General features: G+C 34.2%; 20 protein-coding genes. 3 read left to right on the forward strand and 17 right to left on the reverse strand.

The window, feature by feature from the left end:
- Nucleotides 1–126 precede the first annotated feature (126 nt).
- Nucleotides 127–438, forward strand: a complete 312-nt coding sequence (locus FYJ71_RS07680; RefSeq protein WP_154538278.1) for a hypothetical protein — start codon at nucleotides 127–129, stop codon at nucleotides 436–438.
- A 59-nt stretch (nucleotides 439–497) separates the two neighbouring features.
- On the opposite strand, the gene FYJ71_RS07685 is transcribed toward FYJ71_RS07680, so the two are convergent.
- From FYJ71_RS07685 to FYJ71_RS07705, 5 genes are all read right to left on the reverse strand, one after another.
- Nucleotides 498–1415 (reverse strand): SIR2 family NAD-dependent protein deacylase, encoded by a 918-nt coding sequence (locus FYJ71_RS07685; RefSeq protein ID WP_235899104.1) that lies wholly within the window; start codon nucleotides 1413–1415, stop codon nucleotides 498–500.
- The gene (locus FYJ71_RS07690; protein WP_154538280.1) at nucleotides 1357–2136 is read right to left on the reverse strand and encodes a protein-ADP-ribose hydrolase; all 780 of its coding nucleotides are present in this window, start codon (nucleotides 2134–2136) and stop codon (nucleotides 1357–1359) included. The genes FYJ71_RS07685 and FYJ71_RS07690 overlap by 59 nt, the downstream gene beginning before the upstream one ends.
- Nucleotides 2137–2143: 7 nt before the next feature.
- On the reverse strand, nucleotides 2144–2581 hold the full coding sequence (locus FYJ71_RS07695; protein ID WP_154538282.1) for an Rrf2 family transcriptional regulator: 438 nt from the start codon (nucleotides 2579–2581) through the stop codon (nucleotides 2144–2146).
- 173 nt (nucleotides 2582–2754) lie between these two features.
- Nucleotides 2755–3384: an NAD(P)-dependent oxidoreductase gene (locus FYJ71_RS07700; RefSeq protein ID WP_154538284.1), complete on the reverse strand. Its 630-nt coding sequence runs from the start codon at nucleotides 3382–3384 to the stop codon at nucleotides 2755–2757.
- Nucleotides 3385–3678: 294 nt separating this feature from the next.
- Nucleotides 3679–4074 (reverse strand): SH3 domain-containing protein, encoded by a 396-nt coding sequence (locus FYJ71_RS07705; RefSeq protein WP_154538286.1) that lies wholly within the window; start codon nucleotides 4072–4074, stop codon nucleotides 3679–3681.
- Nucleotides 4075–4298: 224 nt separating this feature from the next.
- Between FYJ71_RS07705 and FYJ71_RS07710 the strand changes: the two genes are divergently transcribed.
- Together FYJ71_RS07710 and FYJ71_RS07715 are read left to right on the forward strand one after the other, a co-directional pair.
- Nucleotides 4299–5024 (forward strand): response regulator transcription factor, encoded by a 726-nt coding sequence (locus FYJ71_RS07710; protein ID WP_154538288.1) that lies wholly within the window; start codon nucleotides 4299–4301, stop codon nucleotides 5022–5024.
- Nucleotides 5017–6414 carry a HAMP domain-containing sensor histidine kinase gene (locus tag FYJ71_RS07715; protein WP_154538290.1) on the forward strand — a complete coding sequence of 466 codons (1398 nt, stop codon included), beginning with the start codon at nucleotides 5017–5019 and terminating at the stop codon, nucleotides 6412–6414. Before FYJ71_RS07710 ends, FYJ71_RS07715 begins: the two co-directional genes overlap by 8 nt.
- A 188-nt stretch (nucleotides 6415–6602) precedes the next feature.
- On the opposite strand, the gene FYJ71_RS07720 is transcribed toward FYJ71_RS07715, so the two are convergent.
- The 12 genes from FYJ71_RS07720 to hydA all read right to left on the reverse strand — a co-directional run bounded on the left by FYJ71_RS07720 (nucleotide 6603) and on the right by hydA (nucleotide 21699).
- The gene (locus FYJ71_RS07720) at nucleotides 6603–7244 is read right to left on the reverse strand and encodes a V-type ATP synthase subunit D (RefSeq protein WP_154538292.1); all 642 of its coding nucleotides are present in this window, start codon (nucleotides 7242–7244) and stop codon (nucleotides 6603–6605) included.
- Between the two features lies 1 nt (nucleotide 7245).
- Entirely contained in the window at nucleotides 7246–8631 is a 1386-nt protein-coding gene (locus tag FYJ71_RS07725) for a V-type ATP synthase subunit B (protein WP_154538293.1), read from the reverse strand.
- Nucleotides 8624–10396 carry a V-type ATP synthase subunit A gene (locus FYJ71_RS07730; protein WP_154538295.1) on the reverse strand — a complete coding sequence of 591 codons (1773 nt, stop codon included), beginning with the start codon at nucleotides 10394–10396 and terminating at the stop codon, nucleotides 8624–8626. The genes FYJ71_RS07725 and FYJ71_RS07730 overlap by 8 nt, the downstream gene beginning before the upstream one ends.
- Nucleotides 10397–10413: 17 nt before the next feature.
- The gene (locus FYJ71_RS07735; RefSeq protein WP_154538297.1) at nucleotides 10414–10737 is read right to left on the reverse strand and encodes a V-type ATP synthase subunit F; all 324 of its coding nucleotides are present in this window, start codon (nucleotides 10735–10737) and stop codon (nucleotides 10414–10416) included.
- Entirely contained in the window at nucleotides 10737–11732 is a 996-nt protein-coding gene (locus FYJ71_RS07740) for a V-type ATP synthase subunit C (RefSeq protein WP_154538299.1), read from the reverse strand. The genes FYJ71_RS07735 and FYJ71_RS07740 overlap by 1 nt, the downstream gene beginning before the upstream one ends.
- A gap of 13 nt (nucleotides 11733–11745) precedes the next feature.
- Entirely contained in the window at nucleotides 11746–12291 is a 546-nt protein-coding gene (locus FYJ71_RS07745; RefSeq protein WP_154538301.1) for a V-type ATP synthase subunit E, read from the reverse strand.
- A gap of 45 nt (nucleotides 12292–12336) precedes the next feature.
- On the reverse strand, nucleotides 12337–12822 hold the full coding sequence (locus FYJ71_RS07750) for a V-type ATP synthase subunit K (RefSeq protein WP_154538303.1): 486 nt from the start codon (nucleotides 12820–12822) through the stop codon (nucleotides 12337–12339).
- Between the two features lie 115 nt (nucleotides 12823–12937).
- Entirely contained in the window at nucleotides 12938–14911 is a 1974-nt protein-coding gene (locus FYJ71_RS07755; protein ID WP_235899105.1) for a V-type ATP synthase subunit I, read from the reverse strand.
- A 1-nt stretch (nucleotide 14912) separates the two neighbouring features.
- Nucleotides 14913–15224 carry a hypothetical protein gene (locus FYJ71_RS07760; protein ID WP_154538305.1) on the reverse strand — a complete coding sequence of 104 codons (312 nt, stop codon included), beginning with the start codon at nucleotides 15222–15224 and terminating at the stop codon, nucleotides 14913–14915.
- A 539-nt stretch (nucleotides 15225–15763) separates the two neighbouring features.
- Nucleotides 15764–18400: a bifunctional acetaldehyde-CoA/alcohol dehydrogenase gene (gene adhE, locus FYJ71_RS07765; protein WP_154538307.1), complete on the reverse strand. Its 2637-nt coding sequence runs from the start codon at nucleotides 18398–18400 to the stop codon at nucleotides 15764–15766.
- A 403-nt stretch (nucleotides 18401–18803) separates the two neighbouring features.
- On the reverse strand, nucleotides 18804–20081 hold the full coding sequence (locus tag FYJ71_RS07770; protein ID WP_154538309.1) for a Zn-dependent hydrolase: 1278 nt from the start codon (nucleotides 20079–20081) through the stop codon (nucleotides 18804–18806).
- A gap of 238 nt (nucleotides 20082–20319) precedes the next feature.
- Nucleotides 20320–21699, reverse strand: coding sequence for a dihydropyrimidinase (hydA, locus tag FYJ71_RS07775; RefSeq protein WP_154538311.1), 1380 nt, complete (start codon nucleotides 21697–21699; stop codon nucleotides 20320–20322).
- Between the last annotated feature and the right edge of the window lie 72 nt (nucleotides 21700–21771).

Raw genomic sequence — 21771 nt, forward strand, 5'->3', positions numbered from 1 at the left:
AAATATCATTATTTAATTTTTCTAAATTTTTAGTCCTTTATTCTTGACTTTTTCCCCCCTACTATATAATATAAACTATATAGTAGCTATTTTATGATGTGAGGTAAAAAAATATGGAGGGTAAATATGCATAATTACAAGAAAAAAACAAAATTATTTGGGTCTTTAGGTCTTTCTATGTCACTCATTGTTTCCTTATTTTCAAATATTACATTTGCAAATGAAACAAAAAATTCCTATGGAATGTATAAACTGAATTTAAATGATTTTTTCTCATGGATTGATTTGATTCCAATGACATATTTTATCATTTTTGTTCTGTTAGTAGTATTTTTAGAAGACACAGTTTTTAGCGATGTGAAGATTTTTAAAAAAGTTCGAAGGATATTCTTCGTAATATTATTAATCATTTTTGCTTTAAAGCAAATTTTGACCTAATATAACACTTTATCTAAACTTTCCTCAAAAATCATCTCCTTTTTTATTTGTTTAATCACTTACATTTTATCAGGGAGATGTTTTTTATGCAAATCTTCCAACACTGTAGAAATATCATAATTTATACATATCGAACGCTCTTTTATACTGTCTGGACATACTGCCTCACCTTTATTTATACAAATATACGTGGAATCAGTATTCTTATCAGTCATCCGCCAAAACGGATACTTAATTATAACTGGAGTATTCCCACCAACACCTAATTCAAGAAATACTATCTTCTTATCACTGTACTTCTTCAAAAATTCTGTATATCTTCCTTTCGCTTCATTCCAGCCTTCATCCTCAACAAAGGTTGAATCAGCTCTCAAATTCATTGTCATAGGAGCATTACATACTGGACACTTGGGAATTAAATCAGTCGGAATCTTCATTTCTGACTGTTTCGCAATCATTTCTCTTACTTCTATTTCGTTGTCATATGTTTTATTGTGACAAGGTACAGAGCACTGCCACAAGCCATAGTCACCTTGAGTATAAAAGAGTCTCATTTTGTCAAATCCTGCAAGCTGAACTTGATGATCCACATTCGTTGTGATTACAAAATAATTTTTGTCTTTTATTAATGACAACAGTTTCAAATACGGTTCTCCAGCCTTTATATCGTATCTATTGTAATAAATATGCCTACTCCACCATCCCCAGTATTCTTCAAGTGTTTCAAAGGGATAAAATCCCCCAGAATACATATCTGTAATTCCATACTTTTCTTTAAAATCATTGAAATACTTATCAAATCGTTCACCTGAATAAGTTAATCCAGCAGATGTTGACATTCCAGCACCAATTCCAACCAATACTGCATCAGCATCATCAATTTTTTTCTTTATTTCCAATAGAGTTGCTTCACTTATACTACTTCTTATATCCAAACAGTCCTCTGTAAATCTGTTCATCTTTTTCTTTAAAAACATTAAATACCACCTTCATTTCAGTACCCTTTTCTTTTTTGAAATCTCTAACAGTATTTATAGCTATTTCTGCCGCCTTGTCATTTGGAAAATGAAATTCACCCGTCGATATACAACAAAAAGCAATACTTTTTACTCCATTTGCCTCAGCGACATCCAAGCATGATCTATAGCATGACTCCAATAATTTACAGTCATTTTGAGTCAACTTGCCTCCTATTATCGGTCCAACAGTATGGATTACAAATTTGCTAGGTAGGTTAAAAGCCGAAGTTATTTTTGCTTGACCTGTATCTTCTCCATGCCCCTGCATTTTGATTATTTTGCTACATTCCCAACGCAATTGAACACCAGAGAATGTATGAATAGCATTGTCAATACAATGATGTCCTGGATAAAAGCATCCCAACAGACTGCTGTTTGCTGCATTGACTATTGCATCAACTTTTAAAAGTGTAATATCGCCTTTCCACAGATGTATGTCCTTTTCTATTTCATCAAGATTATCAATATCCACAACGCCTTTTTTCATTATTTCTGCTTGTAAATATTCGTCTTGAATTTTCAAAAACTCGTCGTCAATCACTCTCGGTTCACGTATATTAAATAATGCTCTCAAAAGCTGCTTCTGATCATCTTCATTTGTCGGTATTTTTATATCCAAGTTTTTTGCTTCCTCTAGCAACCTTTTTATTAGGTATATTCTTTTTTCATCCTGGTTCATATTAGCCTCATTTCACACCTGCACTTAATTTTATTTCACTAACTATATCAGAAATTTTGTATTTAAAAAGATTTTTTTTCATTTCAAGCTGCACTTCATCAAGCTTTGAATTTAGCGTTTCATGTATATTTTTTCCAACGGGGCAGTTAGGGTTTGGCGAATCGTGGAAACTAAAAAGATTTTTATCTCCTGTAGGTTCTACTGCCTCATAGACATCTAACAAGGATATATCCTCTAGCGGTTTTGAAATTTTCGCACCCCCCTCGCCCCTTTTAACTTCAATTAATTGGGCATTTTTCAACTGTTGAATTGTCTTTCTGATAATAACAGGGTTGACACCCACACTTCCTGCTATAAAATCGCTTGTAAGTTTATACTGCCCATCAAAATAACTAATACAAGCCAAAATATGAACAGCTATTGTAAATCTACTTGGTATTTGCATATCTCTCTTCCTCTAATTTATTATTTTCAATATTAAAATCAATAACACACACTTCTGTTTTAAATATTATATTCTAAATATTCTCTTTTTACTTTATTAGTATACCACTAAATAGATGTTACAACAACTAGCACATCAGCCTAGTTTAACCATCATTTTATTGGAAAATTTGACTATTTTCCCAATACAGATATTCTTTCTCTGATATGATTACCTGACTCTATTTCATCTAGCATTGCTATTGCATAATCGGCATAACTAATTACTGACTCTCCTCTATCGTTTAATGTAAAATACTCTCCTGCCAAAATATATTCACCACTCCTCTTTCCATCGGCTTGATAGTCTGCAGCAGGACTAACGTATGTCCATTTTAAATTATTTTGCTTTCTTAGATGATTTAATGCACTTTGATGAACACTTGCAACTGGTTTAAATATTTCTGGAAAATCTGGTGCATCAGCTACTGTTACAGTCTTTTCTTCATCTGTATAAAGACTTCCAGCACCTCCAACTACCAACAGTCTAACATCAGTATTTTCCAAAATCTCAGCAAGATATTTTACCGCATCAGGTATAACATTAAGTGAATCCTCTGTCCAAGCTCCTATAGCATCAACAACTACGTCAAACTTCACTAAATCATCTTTACTTAAATCAAATACGTCCTTTATTAATACCTTTGAGGCATTAGTTTTATTTTCACCTCTCACTATTGCAGTCACATCTACACCTCTATTTAAGGCTTCTTCCACAATCAAATTTCCTGTTCTTCCATTTGCTCCAACTACTGCTATTTTCATAATACTTCCTCCTAAAACTTATTTATTTCATTGTTGTAATATAAATTATTACAACTCAAGCTTAACATTTTATCATCGTAATGTCAATAGTTACAACAAAACTTTTTTATTTTTTTAAATCGGTACTTTATTCATATAAAAAAACGTTGATGATTAATAGATTTAGCTATTCCCAGTTTTTTCGTCATAAATATAAATAAAGAGTTGGAGTTGATGCTTGAAAAATTATTCATCAGTCATAAAACATCAACTTCAACCCTTATATTATGCTATATTCTACTCAACATCGCACCTCTAATCCTGTGTTAGATATTGAATTGAGACGAAGCAAGTATTTCCTTTGTATTTAAACTTGACCCATCCATATTCGTAAACACCCCAAATTACGTCGCCGTATTTTAGCTTTCCAACCTTTTTATAGTTTATTCCTGGTCCAGATCTTACATTTAAATAGTCGCTGATAACCCTATATCTTGATGGGAATTTTATTCTTCTGTACTCTATCTTATCCTCCCCATTTTCAGATTTCTGAATATAATTTACATTGTTTTCAATCAGCTGTACTCCTTCTTTGTTATTTTCTTTTGGCAATGTTTTTGCACTTACCCCAAAAATGGCACCATAGCCTGACAATACTATTGTAGATGTCAATGCTACGGCAGTTAAATTTTTTAATAAATTTTTCTTCATTGTTCATCCTCCATTTTAATTTTCATCAGTTTTTTTTACAAAGCTTTGTAATAAAATATTAACATAGGTGATATTTAATTTCATCTTAATAAATCTTAATTAAATCTTAAATTCTATAATAATTTATGCAATTAAACCTATTATTATGATAAAATCTAGATATATAAATTATTTGGAGTAATCCACTCGAAGATATAAAGTTTAATTTGGATAGAGGTGTTAATATGGAAAAATATAAAATACTTGTTGTTGAGGACGATGATGATGTTAGAAATAGCATAAAATTGTTGCTAAAATCCGAAAACTATATGGTTGATGAAGCTAGATGTGGCGAGGTGGGTCTAGAGAAATTCTCAGACGATACAAGCTTGATAATACTCGATATTATGATGAACGGTATGACAGGACTTGAGTTTTGTGAATCGATAAGAAAAAAATCTACTGTTCCGATATTGTTTTTAACAGCCAAAGCCAGTGAATCCGACAAGCTGCTTGGATTAATGGCTGGTGCAGATGATTATCTAACAAAACCATTCTCATATGCAGAATTATTTGCAAGAGTAAATTCTTTGATAAGAAGAAGCTATCAATATAGCAGTGTCAAAAACAACTCTAATGTTGACTTGCCACCCACAAATGTTTTGAATGCCAAATATATTGAACTTGAATCTGTAAAAATTAATGTCAATGAAAATGAGGTCTTTATAAGAGGCGAGAGAGTTGAATTGACTGAAATGGAATATAAGATACTTCTTTTAATGGCTCATTATCCTAAAAAGGTATTTTCTATACAAAATATTTATGAAAGCACTTGGGATGAATCGTTTTTTAGTTCATCGGCAAATACGGTTATGGTTCATATCCGAAACATTCGTTCGAAAATAGAAGAAGACAATAAGAAGCCGAAAATATTGACGACCGTATGGGGGAAAGGATACAAGCTTGAGTAACATTAATTTTCAGAAAAAGAAAAAATACGTGCCCAATAAATTATTAAATAGAAAAACCTCACTAAAGAAACAAATGGTCAGCATTCTAGCATTGGGTATGATTATATCAAGTCTATTCTCTTCAATATGTGCCTTGATATTTATTGAAACAGACATATATTATATCATACCCAAAAAGCTTGAAGGCGTTTGCTTCGAATACATATGCAATGACCTTGAAAACTATATCAAGGACAATAATATTTCTTCAACCGATTATCTCAAAATTAGAGAGTGGAACGATAGCCATGAATTTACCGTCGACTTCCTATATATATTTGAGGGCGAAAAAATGCTATACAACTCTTATGTTTACATAGAGAAGGTCGGTGATGAAGAACTGAGATATTTGGAAAACTTGAGCAAATCATCAAAGGATTTGGTTTATGAGTACGAAGTCAAAAACAAAAATATAAAATTTAAATACAGTAAAGCCGATGTTTATATTGCACTAAATATAGCCAGCTATACTCAAATATTTTTTGCATTGGTGATAATAATGATGTGGATCATTGTCTTCGTTCTGTTTTTTATTCATGGGGTAAAGAAAGAAATCTCATATATAAATCTTTTAAGCTCACAAGTGGATAATATGGATATCGGAAACTTGGATACCAAATTTTCAATCAAAGGGAATAATGAGATAACAAACTTGGCAAACACACTGAATACTCTCATAAATAATCTACAGAAAAAAGAAGAAAAGGAGCTTGAAATGATTCAGGCACAAAAACGCCTAGTGACGGGAATGGCACACGATTTACGTACTCCAATGACAGCACTTTTAAATTATGCTGAAATTCTGAAGCGATGTGATGACGAGGAAAAATACATATACATTGAAAAGATAAAATCCAAGACAATGGAACTCAAAAGCCTATCAGATCAAATGTTCGAATATTTCTATGTCAGCGGAGAAAATCTTCCCAATGATTTCAAAATTGATGCTATAGAGTTTTCATTGGGTGATTACCTATCTGAATTATTCGTATTACTGGAAAATGAAGGCTTTCACGTTCTAATTGAAGATTTGTCATGGGAGGACAGGTGTATAGAAATTTCACCGATTCTACTTGGAAGAGTTATGAACAATATATTCTCCAATGTTGTGAAATACGCTTCGAAAAAATCGCCCATATACTTTTACTCAGATTACGATGGTAAAAGCTACTCAATTTCAATAAAAAATTCAAAGCTGAAAAATAACACAAGCAATGATTACAGCACCAAAATTGGAGTAAATAATATTTCGATGATGATGGGTTATATGAATGGTAAATGCAAGGTCAATAATGACTCTGAGGAATATTATGTCATTACTCTCTCATTTAAAATAGTAGAACAACAATAAACCTATTTCGTATTTAGAAGCCAGTGCAGTATTGATTTTAAAGGATCAGAATTTGATACTTGAATGGCAACTCAAAATAGTTTTCAATTAAATAACCTAGCTCAATACATTATTAAAGGGTTGGAGTTTGATATTTACAAAAGCACACGAGGTCACTTTAAAAATATCAATTCCAACCCTTATAAAATCTAGCTCTCTTTATTGATAATATCCTTTACCTTCATCAATCTCGTTATCGAGCTTCTGTCGTTTTCTTCAAGTTTCATCTTGATATATGTAATTGTCTCTTTCAATTGAGGTATAGTCATATACTCAAGTGCGTTAACTCTTCTTCTTGTACTTTCAATTTCATCTGCCATTAATTGACAAGCTTTTTCGATTTCTGCCAGCTTTAGCAACTCTGGAAGTATATCGTAAAGTTTCTTTACAGCATTATCCAGCTCGGAAGATGTACCACCAAATCCATATGGATATATAGCTGACGTATCTTCTTCGTCACTTCTACTAAAAGTCATTACTGGAACATTTACACTCATCAGGTTTTTTGTTTGAATATCTAGGCTAATATTTTCTTTTGATATAGCCAAAGCTTCGTCCAACATCTGTGATGAATTCATACTTCTAGCAAGCAGGAAATCTTCAAAGGAATCTGTAATTTTCCCTTCTACCTCTTCCCTAAGCCTCTTATTCTCTTTGATCATAGCGATAAATTGTCTCATCAATTCATCCTGCTTGTCTTTAAGAAGCTTATGGCCTCTCGTAGAAGTTGCCAATCTAGCTTTAAGCCTTGAAAGCTCCATTCTAGTTGGGTTTACATTTAATTTAGCCATATTAGTCCACCTGGCTTTCCTCTGGTAAATACTTTTCTATATACTTATCCTTAATTCTCTTCAATTCTGTTCTTGGAAGTATCTTTAATAAATCCCAACCAAGATTTAATGTTTCTTCAATCGTTCTGTTAGTTCCATAGCCCTGAGAAACATATAGCTTTTCAAACTGATCAGCAAATTTTGCAAATGCCTTGTCTGTTTCTGAAAGTGCAGATTCTCCAAGTATTACCTGAAGCTCTTTTGCTTCCTTACCTGCTGCATAGGCCGCAAACAGCTGGTTCATAGTATCTGCGTGGTCTTCTCTAGTTTTACCGTCACCGATACCTTTGTCTTTAAGTCTTGATAGAGATGGTAAAACGTCTATAGGTGGCATCAAATTCTTTTTGTATAGCTCTCTAGAAAGAATTATCTGACCCTCTGTGATATATCCTGTCAAGTCAGGGATAGGATGCGTTTTATCGTCTTCTGGCATTGTCAGAATAGGAACCTGTGTTATAGATCCTTTTTTGCCCTTAATTCTTCCGGCTCTTTCATACAATGTTGAAAGGTCAGTATATAAGTAACCTGGATAACCTCTTCTTCCTGGAACCTCACGTCTGGCTGCAGAAATTTCACGAAGTGCTTCACAGTAGTTAGTCAAGTCTGTCAATATTACTAGTACGTGCATTCCCTTTTCAAATGCAAGGTACTCTGCACAAGTAAGTGCCATTCTAGGCGTTGATATACGCTCTATAGCCGGGTCATTTGCCAAATTCATAAATAGTACAGCTCTGTCTATCGCACCAGTTTTCTTGAAGTCATCAATAAAGAACTGCGCTTCTTCAAATGTGATACCTATGGCTGCGAACACAACCGCAAACTTTTCATCTGTTCCCAAAACTCTCGCCTGTCTAGCTATCTGAGATGCCAGGTTGGCATGAGGAAGTCCTGAACCTGAGAATATAGGAAGCTTTTGCCCTCTAACCAGCGTATTTAATCCATCTATTGCAGATACACCTGTCTGTATAAACTCTGACGGATAATCTCTTGCAACTGGATTTATTGCAATACCATTGATATCTAGCTTATCATCTGGAATTAACTCAGGACCACCATCCTTTGGATTACCCATTCCATCAAATACTCTACCTATCATATCTTCAGAAACACCAAGAGTTAGAGGCTTTCCTAAAAATCTAACCTTTGAATCCTTCAAGTTGATACCCGCAGATCCTTCAAATAACTGAACCATAGCCTTATCGCCATTGATTTCAAGAACTCTACCACGACGAATATCGCCATTTTGCATTTCGATTTCAACAAGCTCTTCGTACTTTATTCCTTCTACTCCATCTACCATTAAAAGTGGACCTACAATTTCTCTTATAGTTTTGTACTCCTTAATCATCTAGCCCACCTCCTCTATTAATTAATGCATTGATATCAGAAGTTATTTGTTCAGATATTTCATCTAATCTCGATATGTTAGCTTCTTCAGTATATTTTGCTCTGGCTATCGATTCTCTTACTGGTAGGTCTATCAATTCGTTTAAATATACCTTGTTTTCCAAAGCTCTAAGTGACTCGCTGTAGAACTTTAAAACTAAATCTAACATTTTATCTTGCTTTTCAAGAGATGTAAATGTATCTACATCTTGGAAAGCATTCTGCTGTAGGTAGTCTTCTCTAATTGACTTTGCCACCTCTAGCTTTAGCTGATCCTTTTCAGATAAGGTGTCCTTACCTACCAATCTAACTATTTCTTGAAGAGCTGATTCTTCTTGCAATAAAGCCATTGCTTCAGCTCTGTTTTCAGGGAATTTTGGAGATACATTTTCTCCCATCCACTCATCTACATCTGACTGATATAATGAATATGAATCTAGCCAAGAAATCGCAGGGAAGTGTCTTCTATAAGCTAGGTTTGCATTCAATCCCCAGAATACTTTTACTATTCTCAGTGTTGCCTGAGAAACTGGTTCAGATATATCTCCACCTGGAGGAGATACCGCACCTATTATTGTAAGTGCACCTTCTCTACTATCGCTACCCTTACAGATTACTTTACCAGCTCTTTCATAAAATTCAGCGGCTCTAGAAGACAAGTACGCTGGGTAACCTTCGTCACCAGGCATTTCTTCAAGACGACCAGACATTTCTCTAAGTGCCTCTGCCCATCTAGATGTCGAGTCAGCCATAACAGCTACCGAATACCCCATATCTCTAAAGTATTCTGCTATTGTTATACCAGTATATATACTTGCTTCACGGGCTGCAACCGGCATATTTGATGTATTTGCAATAAGTACTGTTCTTTTCATCAAGGTCTGACCAGTATGTGGGTCAATTAGCTCTGGGAACTCGTTCAAAACGTCTGTCATTTCGTTTCCACGTTCTCCACAACCAACATAAACAACTATCTGAGCATCTGCCCATTTAGCCAACTGATGCTGAACAACTGTCTTTCCAGAACCGAAAGGACCCGGTACACAAGCAGTACCACCTTTTGTAACTGGAAAGAATGTATCTATAACTCTCTGTCCTGTAATTAGAGGAACCTTTGGAGCAATTTTTTCCTTTATTCTTCTGCTTCTTCTAACAGGCCATTTCTGCAACATTTGTACAGGCTTTGATTCGCCCTTATCATTTTTTATTACAGCTATATCATCGACAACTGTAAAATCACCTTCCTCGATGCTTTCTACCACACCCTCCATTCTATATGGAACCATGATTAGATGCTTTACAACCTCAGTTTCTTGAACATATCCAAGGATATCTCCTTCTTCTACTCTGTCACCGACCTTTGCTTCAGCGTGGAAAGTCCATTTCTTTTCTCTATCAAGTGAAGGTACTTCAACACCTTTTGTAAGGAAATCCCCAGCAACTGCTCTAAATTTTTCCAATGGTCTTTGAATACCATCAAACATATTTTCAATCAACCCAGGACCAAGCTCAACACTCAATGGTTCTCCTGTAGTTTCAACTGGTTCACCAGGACCAATTCCTGCTGTTTCTTCGTATACCTGTATTGAAGCTTTGTCATCACGCATTTCTATTATCTCGCCTATCAGCTTTGAATCAGATACTTTTACAACGTCGTAAATATTAGCATCTGACATTCCTTCTGCTACAACAAGTGGACCAGATACTTTGACTATTTTTCCTGCCATAACGTCGCCTCTCCTCCTTATTTATCAGAATTGGCAAATATATTACTACCAACTGCCTTTTCTACGTTTTTATTTATATCATTCATCCCTATTCCAAGACTACCTTGATTAGAAGGTATTAATATTATCGCTGGAACAAGTTTTTTCTTATATCTCAATATAGTTTCCTCAATATGCTGAGCAATATGCTCTGTAACAAATATCAATCCATAATTTTCCTCAGCAAGAGAATCTATTATATTTCTGGCTTCTTTTCCATCAATAGCTGGAAAAACATCTATTCCTATCGACTTAAAAGCCAATATTGAGTCCTTATCTCCGACTGCACCTATCTTATACATTAAATATCACCCAACCTCTCTCTAAGCTTAGTAGATGGAATGTTATTCAATTTTCCAACTAGTATCAGTCTAATTATTGAAATTTCCTTTTCTTTTGCCACAAGATATGCGAATATAGGTTCTGGCCCAAAGGAAACAAATCTAGAATCAGAATTTAGTCTACTCAAGAAAACATCTCTCATGTTGTCAATTACTCCAAGACTTCCTTTTTCCTTGTATTCATCAACACATTCCAATAAGGCTCTTCCTACTCGTTCAGACTTTAGTGCCACTGCAACTCTATCGAAATCCTCTCTTGATAAGGAAATCAATCTAGACACAGATACACCTCCACCTTCAACCAAAATTTGATTTAGGAAGTTTTGAGATTTACCCATTTTCACTGCCCTTAGCATCGACGATATATTGAAGAAATCTATGCTCGAACTGACATATTCACTAAACAAATCTATCGCCAGTGAATCTGAAATCTCTTTGAGATGTGAGTAATATGCCTTATCTATAACTATGTCAATCATCTGAGGATCATTTGTCTCTTCATAGATAGCTTCCCCACTTCTCAAAGCTTTGATAAATTCACTTTTTGTATCTGTAAAGTGTCCGTTTTCAAATTGAACTCTTATCTTATCCGGATTATTATCACTCGAATATATAAATAAGTCATCAAAATTCTTTCCAGAAACCTTACCCTTTACAATTGCCTTTAAATTATGGTAGTCGTACTTCAATGACAAAATTTCTAATATTCTCTTGTCATTTAACATCTCAGCTCCTAATTTAAAAACTCTGGAAGTTTCATTTTTCAACAAAAGTTCATAATTTTTGACACCATCAACGCCTTCTGCACTCTTTATGTACTCTGAATCCAAAAGAATCTTAAACGCTTCATCAGCATCTTTGGCATCTATCATCTTATCTAGTTTTCCTTTGTCGAGAAGTCTTTTCTCATAAACCCTCGCCATCACTACACCCTGGGCGTAATCCAATCTATCCATAAACTACCCCCTGTTATTTAAAAAGTACCTTAGCTATTTCACCCTGTACCTCATCTTTTATATAGTTAAGTTGAGTGTCAAAAGTATAATTCTTTTCTATTCCACCTGTCACTTCGATAAAACCAGATTCTGTAAATCTATCTTCCAGCACCTTAACATTTGGAAATGCACTCTTTACAACATCCAATTTATCTTGCTGTACTACTAGAATTGAATCTTCTGAGAAACTCAAATTGTTCTTGATATATTCCACATACTTTTCTGATCCAATTTCTTTCATATCCTTCAAAGCAGCCTCAAAAACTCTTTGAATTACCTCTTGCTTTACCTTTAATTCTCCGTCTCTAGCTTTCAGATTCGCATTTGAAACCAATCTCTCCTTTAGGCTCTCAGCTTCTCTAGCTCCCTTTTCAACCATAGATTTATACTTAGCTTCACACTGATTCTCAGAACTCAACTCAATTTTTTTGACCTTGTCCTTCGCTTCGGATAGAATATCGTCAGCAGACCTTTTGGCTTCGTCCAATATTCTATCAGTCAGTTTACTTAGTTCTGCCATAACATCACTTCCTTTTCTATAAATTTAATTTCTTTTTGCATTTTTTTAAGCAAAGAAAGAAGTAAAGTTAAAGAATAATAGAAGTGAGATTACGAATGCCAATAGTGCATAAGTTTCAACCATTACTGAGTAAATTATACCCTTTGTAGTCTGTGATTCGTTCTTTGCAAGGATTCCTATACCACTTGCAGCAACCTTACCCTGAGAAACAGCTGAACCCCAGCCTACAAACCCTATCGGCATACCAACTGCTGCCAAGTACATACCTTGTTCTAGCGGAAGATCACCTGTTAATTTTAAAAGTATTAAAAGACCTATAACAAATCCGTATAGTCCCTGTGTACCAGGAAGTAACTGTAATATAAGTGTCTTACCAAATTTTTGTGGCTCTTCTGGAACCAATCCTGATGCAGCTTGTCCAACTATTGAAAGCCCCTTTGCAGAACCTATTGCTGCCAACATCGCTGCTACAACACCAACTGCTCCAAATACTACTCCACCGTGTTCTACTATCCATGTTGCGAAATTCATAAAAATAACCTCCTCAATTTCTTGTTTAATAATCGTTTTATCTTTTTATTTTTCACATTATTATTTGTTATTTTTCCTTTTCAGTTTTTATGTTTTTCTTCTTTAGTTTTATGTATTAATCCTCATAATGTCTATCTAGGTTAATATATTTTGTCTTATTTCTAAAGAATCTAAACGCCTTTCCTCCACCTTCATAGAATTTTCCGAAGAATTCCACGTAGATCAATCTAAGTGCGTGAACATAAGCACCTAGGCAAGAAAGGAATAAGTTAAATGCATGGAAGAATACCAAAATAAATATGGCTGCTACCATTCCAACTGGGCTACCCCACATCATACCAGCTATCATGTTTACAGAAAATGCTATATATCCACCAGACATTCCCAATGCCATCAAACGTGAATACGAAACAAAGTCGCCTATATAGCTTGAGATTCCATATACATTATATAATCCTGCAACCAATCTAACTGCGATGTTTCCTTCTGCACCTCTTGCTCCACCTATTACCAATAGAACTATACCTATAATCATACAATACTTAAATATGTTTGATAGGGCCGGATTGACAACACCCATTGTCGATAACAAGAATAATATTATTCCTGCCAATGTTATATACCATGCTATTACATCAAAAAACATATCGACGTACTGACCATCTCTTATTTGCATATAGCCTTTTATTGCAAGAGCGTATGCTAGATGAATGCCCCCGATTGCTATAGATATTACCAATACAGTCATAAACTGAGTACCTAAATCCAAAAGCTTCCACATACCTGGTATGCTTGCTCCAAAATATGAACCGTACAAAAATCCCCATATCGTCGTCGAAACACCCAACAACTGGAAGAATCTGACGTTCTTTCTCATATCTGGAGTAAAGTTGCAGAACTTTAATCCTAATGTTGTAAGTAAAAGCAATACCACTCCATAACCAAAGTCCGCAGACATCATTCCGAAGAAAAATGCGTATATCGGTGCGTATAGTGGAGTTGGATCTATTTCATTATACTTTGGCAACGCATATGTTGATGTTATCCCTTCAAAAATTCTTACAAACCTATTGTTTTTTAATAGAATTGGAACATCATCACTATCTCTTTCTGCGTCTTCATACTCGATTGAATAAACCTCACCGGAAATTTTCTCAACAGATTGCTCAAATCTTTTGACCTCAAAATCTGGAAGATAGCCACTGATCATACAGATACTAGCAGTCGTCATAAAATCCTTCTGAGCCGATTCTCTAACCTTCAAATTTCCTATATAGTCATACATTAACTTGAAATCGTCAGCCAGCTCAGCTTTTTCTGCTATTTTCTGTTCTATAGAAGCTTTCTCAATTTCTATTTCCTTGACCTCCGATGTCAAGGTCTCAATCTTTTTCATAGGCAGGTCATCTGAATCGAATTTCAGCTTATTAAAGTTACCAGCTCTAAAGGCTTCGTTTAATTCTTCAGTTTCTCGCTTATCGCTTACTACGAAGAATAGATGTTCGTCTTTATTTTGTCCAAACTCCTCATAATAAGTGTATTCCATTTTCTTCATCTCATCCAAAAATGGTTCCAGCACTTTTTCAGAAACGCCTCCAACAACACCATCAAATCTTTTCAAATGTTCCAACTCATCAAAGCTGATATCCAGATTAGAAATGGGCTGAAGCTCCTTTATCATCTCTTTCCTTTTAGAAATTTTCGACTCAGCTCTACTCAAATCATCACCTAGTAATTTGACCTCTTCATAATCCTTCTCAAAGTCAATTTCGGAAATCCTTTTTTCCATCTCTTCAAATGTAAAGTTCGGAAGTCCCCTTATCAAACCTTTAATACCTGAAACAGAAGGACTATACTTACTGATTAAATCAATTGCATAAGTACACTTGTTCAGTTTTTCGTCATAGCTAGAAATAGTGTCATCAAAATCAATCGTCTTAAACCTTGAAAGTAATTCTTCATCGAATTCTGCTACTTCCTTTACATCTTCAAACTGAACGCTTCTAAAAAGCTGGAGCTCTCTCAACAATTCCTCGCGATGAGATTGCAATACTAAGAGGTTGAACTTTTTCATATTTACTATCGCCATACTACTTCACTATCCTCTCTATTAGTATTTTTTTTGCAGCATCGAATTTTACTTGAGGAATGTCTACTATTTCTTTACATCTTTCTTTACTCGTATTAGAAATATCATCCAACTCTGATTTAATATCTTCCTGAGCCTGTACTCTCAATCTTTCACATTCCTTTTTTGCAGACAGTATCGTTTCTTCAAGTCGAGACTTTGACTTATTTTCTGCTAAATTAACCAAGTTTTTTGCCTCGTCTTTTGCTCTTTTTACCATAGTATCTGCTTCTTCCTCTGCTTCAATTATTTTTAATAAAGCATCTTTTGCCATCAAACTTCCTCCTTTCGAAAAAAATCTTAATTTTCAGATATTATTGTTAATAATTTTACACCAAATCACTTTAATATACAAGTCCGAAATATTACAAAAAATAAAAACAAAAAAATTTTTATTATATTTTTTCTTTATTTTTACCACATTTTGAATACAAAAAAGTGACTTATGTATTAGTATTAGTATACCCTATTTCCAACGATATTAAATATTTAAAATTTTCTTAATTTTTATTTTTTAGACTTGTGAGCACCTATTTTAAAATAATATACCAACTGTATTTCCCCTTGTATTTCTATTGTTTTTTTATAAAAATACACATTGTTCAATCAAATGTTTTCCCAGTTGTTTTTTTTACTTTTTTGTTACTTTTTTATCATTTAAAAAAGTTGGCATGATAGTTTTTTTCTATATTTAATATATGAAATCGCTATATTGTTGGATTACATACATTTTTTTCACCAAAAAAGAAAGTTACAACAAGCAAAAAATCATTGCTGTAACTTTCAAATTTACTCTATATCATTTATGTCATTTTATTTTCCATAGTAAGCGTTTAAATACATCTGTTTCAATTCTTCTACTAATGGATATCTAGGATTTGCTCCCGTACACTGATCATTAAATGCTTGTAGTGACATTTCATCAAGGTTATTCAAAAAGGCTTTTTCATCAATGCCAGCTTCCTGAATCGTCTTTGGAAGACCTATTTTTTCCTTTAATTCATCTAAAGCTTTCAATAAATTATCTACAGTTTCTCTGTCGTTCTTTCCAGATTCTACACCACAGAATCTAGCAAATTCTGCGTATCTCTTAACACAATCTGGATACTTATATTGAGGAAATGTACCCATTTTTGTTGGAGACTCAGAACAATTGTATTTTATTACTTCATTTATCAATAATGAGTTGGCAACACCGTGTTGAACATGGTGAAATGCTCCTAATTTATGAGCCATAGAATGACATACTCCCAAAAATGCATTTGCAAAAGACATACCTGCCATAGTGGCTGCTATAGCCAACTTTTCTCTAGCTTTGGAATTTGAACCATCTAGATAAGCTATTGATAGGTATTCAAAAATAGTCTTTCCTGCTTGTAAAGCCATTCCATCTGCAGGCTCAGATCTCAACATAGAAGCATAAGCTTCTAGCGCATGAGTCATTGCATCTATACCTGAAGATGCTGTAAGTCTAGGTGGCATATCTATCATTAAATCAGCATCTACAATTGCCATATTTGGAAGTAATTCATAATCTGCCAGAGGATATTTTACACCCGAATCTTGATCAGTTATTACTGCAAATGGTGTTACTTCTGATCCTGTTCCTGCTGATGTTGGAATAGCACAAAAATAAGCCTTTTCTCCCATCTTAGGGAATGTATATGCCCTCTTTCTAATATCCATAAATGTCATAGCCATATCTTTAAAATTTGCATCTGGATGCTCGTATAATACCCACATTATCTTTGCTGCATCCATTGCTGATCCACCTCCAAGTGCAATTATTAAATCTGGGTTAAAACTCTTCATCGAATTTGCACCTTCGATAGCACAAGCAAGAGTAGGATCTGGAGCAACATTATAGAATGTTGTATGCATTATTCCCATTTTATCCAATTCATCAGTTATTCTATCGACATATCCATTATTGTACAAAAAATTATCAGTAACAATAAATGCTCTTCTTTTGTTCATTACTTCCTTAAATTCTTTAATTGCTACTGGAAGGCATCCTTTCTTGAAGTATACTTTTTCTGGTGCTCTAAACCAAAGCATATTTTCTCTCCTCTCTGCAACCGTCTTGATATTTAACAAATGTTTAACTCCAACGTTTTCTGATACAGAATTACCTCCCCAAGATCCACAACCTAGAGTGAACGAAGGAGCAAGTTTAAAGTTATATAAATCTCCGATACCACCTTGTGAAGACGGTGTATTAATAACCACTCTACAAGTTTTCATGCTACTTATAAACAAATTCATTTTTTCAGTACAATTGTCAGTATCAATGTACAATGAAGATGTATGTCCTAAACCACCTTGTTCTACGAGATGTTCAGCTTTTTTTACAGCATCTTCAAATTTCTTATATTTATACATTGCAAGAATTGGAGATAATTTTTCATGTGCAAATGGTTCAGAAAAATCAGTAGTTTCCACCTCTCCTATAATAATTCTAGCAGTCTTTGGAACATCAACCCCAGCCATTTTTCCTAAATTATATGGTGATTGCCCAACAATATTTGCGTTTAGTCCTCCGTTTTCGGACAAAATAATTTTTCTAAATTTGTCAACTTCTTCTTTTGAGAGAATATATGCACCTCTAAAGTCAAATTCATTTCTTACTTTTTCATAAATACTTTCTGGAACTAACACAGACTGTTCGGATGCACAAATCATACCATTATCAAAGGACTTAGAAAGAATTATGGAACTCACAGCATTCATTATATCAGCGCTTTCATCAATAATTGCAGGTACATTTCCTGCACCAACTCCCACTGCTGGCTTTCCTGATGAATATGCAGACTTCACCATTGCAGGTCCTCCTGTAGCTAATATCAAATCTGCCTCTTTCATTAATGATGCAGTCAACTCTATAGAAGGCTCATCAACCCAAGCAATTATACCTTCTGGCGCTCCAGCTTTTACCGCTGCTTCCAATACAACTTTTGCAGCAGCAATTGTTGAATTTTTCGCTCTTGGATGTGGAGAGATAATTATTCCATTTCTTGTTTTCAAAGAAATCAAAGTCTTAAATATCGCTGTTGAAGTTGGGTTTGTTGTAGGTATTACAGCTGCAATAACACCTACTGGTTCAGCAATTTTTGTTAATCCAAATGCATCATCTCGTTCTATTACACCACAAGTTTTTGTATTTTTATACGCATTATAAGTATATTCAGCAGCATAATTATTCTTTATTACTTTGTCTTCAAACACGCCCATTCCCGTTTCATCATTTGCCATTCTAGCCAAAGGAATTCTCTGGTGATTTGCCGCAAGAGCAGCCGCTAAAAATATTTCATCTACTTTTTCCTGAGAAAATTTTGCAAACTTTTCCTGAGCAGATTTCACCTCTTTCAACTTTTTTTCAAATGATGTCAAATCATTTACTAGATATTGATTTTTAACTACTTTTGCATTTTTTGTTTTCTGGTTATTCATTCTTCTACCTCCAAAGCTGTTAAAACAAGCAAAATATAAATAATTTATAAAATATTGTTTATTATTTAACGTTATTATAAAGCTTTGTTGTTTAATTGTCAACACATTTCACAGAAATATTTATATTTATATTACACTTATATATATCCTATAAACCTATATAAACTTTAGTTTTTATCCTAATTTATTTATTTTATTTTGTATGTCAATGCTTTTATCTTGTTTTAATAAAATTGGTATTTATTGTATTTTTGTTGAATTTTCTAAGATTTAAAGTTGATTTCTATGAATATTATTGTGTTTTTATTGTCATTATTTGGTTTTCATTTAATATGTAAAAAGGGATCGCAAAATAGCAATCCCTTTTTATCTTCAAACAAATACCTAAAAAATTTATTAAATTTTATTTTTCAATATCGTCCAATTTGTCTGCTTTTAATATTGCATTTAGCAATACTGATGCACCTTCTGTACACTGCTCATCAGAAGAAAATTCTGGCTCACAATGAGATAAACCATCTTTTGATACTACAAATATCATTGTTGTAGGCATCATATATGCCACGAACTGAGCATCATGTCCTGCACCTGAATGTATTGGCATATTTGCAACACCTATTTCGTCGGCTGACTGCTGAACAAAGTCTACCAAAGTCTTGTTCCAGTATACCGTATCTCTTTCCCAAGCCAGCTTGATTTCACACTTACATCCAGCCCACTCCATAGTTGGAAGCTTCTTTACTATTTCACGAACGGCTTCCAATACCTTTGGATCTTCATGTCTTACATCAAGTGAAAACTCAACAAAATCTGGAATTACAGTGTGTACACAAGGATGACAAACAATTTCGCCAGTTGTATAAACTAGCTCCGGTCTTCCCAGCTTGTCTATTTCGTCATGTAAATATATAAGAGCCTGAGAAGCTGCATAAAGAGCATCTCTTCTCTTGTGCATTGGGAACGTACCCGCATGAGCAGCTTGTCCGCTAAAATTAATTCTATAGTTAAACATACCAAGAACACAATCTACAACTCCAATTGTCTTACCTTCATCTTCAAGAATTGGTCCCTGTTCTATATGAAGCTCGAAGTCACACATATATTCTTCAGGATTTAATCTGTTCTTCTTATCGCCCTTGTATTTGAAGTTTTCAAGCTTACTTCCAAATGTTGTAGCTCCATCTTCAACACTAACAGAGTTCATCATGTTTTCATACTTGAAGTTTTTCGCAATTTCCGGTGGAAGATAATCATTACATACTACACCAGAAGACATCATAGCTGGCGGATATAGAGATCCTTCTTCATTTGTCCATATCATTGCAACTATATCATGTCTATGAGGTATTTTTTCCGCCACGATTGTTTCCAATACTTCCATCGCACCTATTACACCTAGTATACCATCATAATTACCACCATTTTTAACTGAATCACAGTGAGAACCTGTAACTATCTTCTTTAATCCAGGCTCTGTACCTGGCAAAGTCGCATACATATTCGCCATATCATCGGTAGTTACGATAGCTCCTATTTTTTCCATTCTTTCTTTGAAGTAATCTCTTGCTTTTATAGCGTCATCACTTAGTGAATATCTTGTTATTCCACCATGTCCAGCATCTCCAAATTTTGAAAAAGTATGTATCTTTTCAGACATTCTTTCTAAACTACATTTAATCATGACAATTCCCCTTCCAAACAAGTTTCTTTAATATACTATCATTTTGTAAAATTATTTTCTAAAATCATTTTTCCTAATTATTTTTAAACCGTTTTATTAAAAATCATTTTTGTATGTGGTAGAGCTTTCCACGACTCTACCACAATTTTTTCCAAATTCTTACTTTCATTTTTATTTATTTTTGCATCACCCATAGGTGTTGCTCAACTTTTCACTTTTCTAAATTTTTCCTATAATCCTATAGTAAAATTGGTGCTCCTCTTCTGATTAGCTGACCTCTAGCCTCTTCACCAACATATTCTCCATTTTCAGCTACTAGCTCACCTCTAGAGAATGTTGCCACAGGATATCCCTTTACCTTAAAGCCTTCGTATGGTGTGTAATCTACATTTTCGTGTAAATTATCGACTGAAATAGTAACTTCCTTTTCTGGATCAAATACTACCAAATCGGCATCAGAACCTACTGCAATCGTTCCTTTCTTAGGATACATACCGAAGATCTTTGCAGGATTTGTAGATGTCAATTCAACAAATTTTCCAAGTGAAATATGGCCTTCATTCACTCCATAATGATGCATTAGAACCATTCTTCCCTCGATACCTGGTGCACCGTTAGGAATCTTTGTAAAATTATCTAATCCCATCTTTTTCTGTTCCATAAAGAATGGGCAGTGATCAGTCGCAACAGTCTGTAAGCCATCGTCTCTTAAAGCTTCCCATATTAATTCTTGATTGAATTTTTCTCTTAAAGGCGGACTCATTACATATTTGGCTCCCGCAAAATTTTCTTCCAAATAGTTATCTATTGATAACAACATATATTGCGGACATGTTTCACCCATAGTCTTGAATCCTTGCTTTCTTGATTTTATTATTTCATCAGCTGCTTCTCTGTTACTTACGTGAACTATATAAATAGGAGCATCTACCATTTCTGCTAATTTAACAGCTCTATTTGTAGCTTCAGCCTCGCACTTTTGAGGTCTTGATATAGCATGATAAACAGGATCAGTCTTTCCTTCAGACAACAGCTGAGCAATTTTATAGTTAATTGAGTCATAGTTTTCTGCATGAACGCACACCAATCCGTTATTATCTCTCGCAATAGTCAATATTTCAAGCAATTCCTTATCAGTAAGTCTCATTCCATCGTAAACCATGAAAACCTTAAAGCTAGAAAATCCATCCTTTAATATTCTAGGCAATTCTTCTCTTACTGAATCGTCAAGTCTAGTAACACCCAAATGGAAGCCGTAGTCGATAACCGCTTTCCCATTAGCCTTTTCTTCCCACATTTCAATTGTTTCATATAGCCCTTTTCCACTTTGCTGCACAGCATAGTCTATTATTGAAGTCGTACCGCCGATTGCAGCAGCTTTTGTACCAGTTCTAAAATCATCGCTAGAGAAAGTTCCACCAAAAGGCATATCAAGATGCGTATGTACATCTATTCCACCAGGAAGCACATATTTACCTTTTGCATCATAAAAAATATCTGTATCAATATTTTTTGAAATATTTACTATCTTTCCGTCTTTAATTCCCAAATCAGCAATATAATTATCTCCGCTTGTTACTATATTTCCGTTTTTTATTACCAAATCATAATTAGACATAGCTCTCCTCCATAATACTAAAACTTTAATACAAAATATAATTTTTTAAATTTTTTGTAAACTTTAACTGGT

The sequence above is a fragment of the Peptostreptococcus porci genome (genome assembly GCF_009695815.1).
Taxonomy (GTDB): domain Bacteria; phylum Bacillota; class Clostridia; order Peptostreptococcales; family Peptostreptococcaceae; genus Peptostreptococcus; species Peptostreptococcus porci.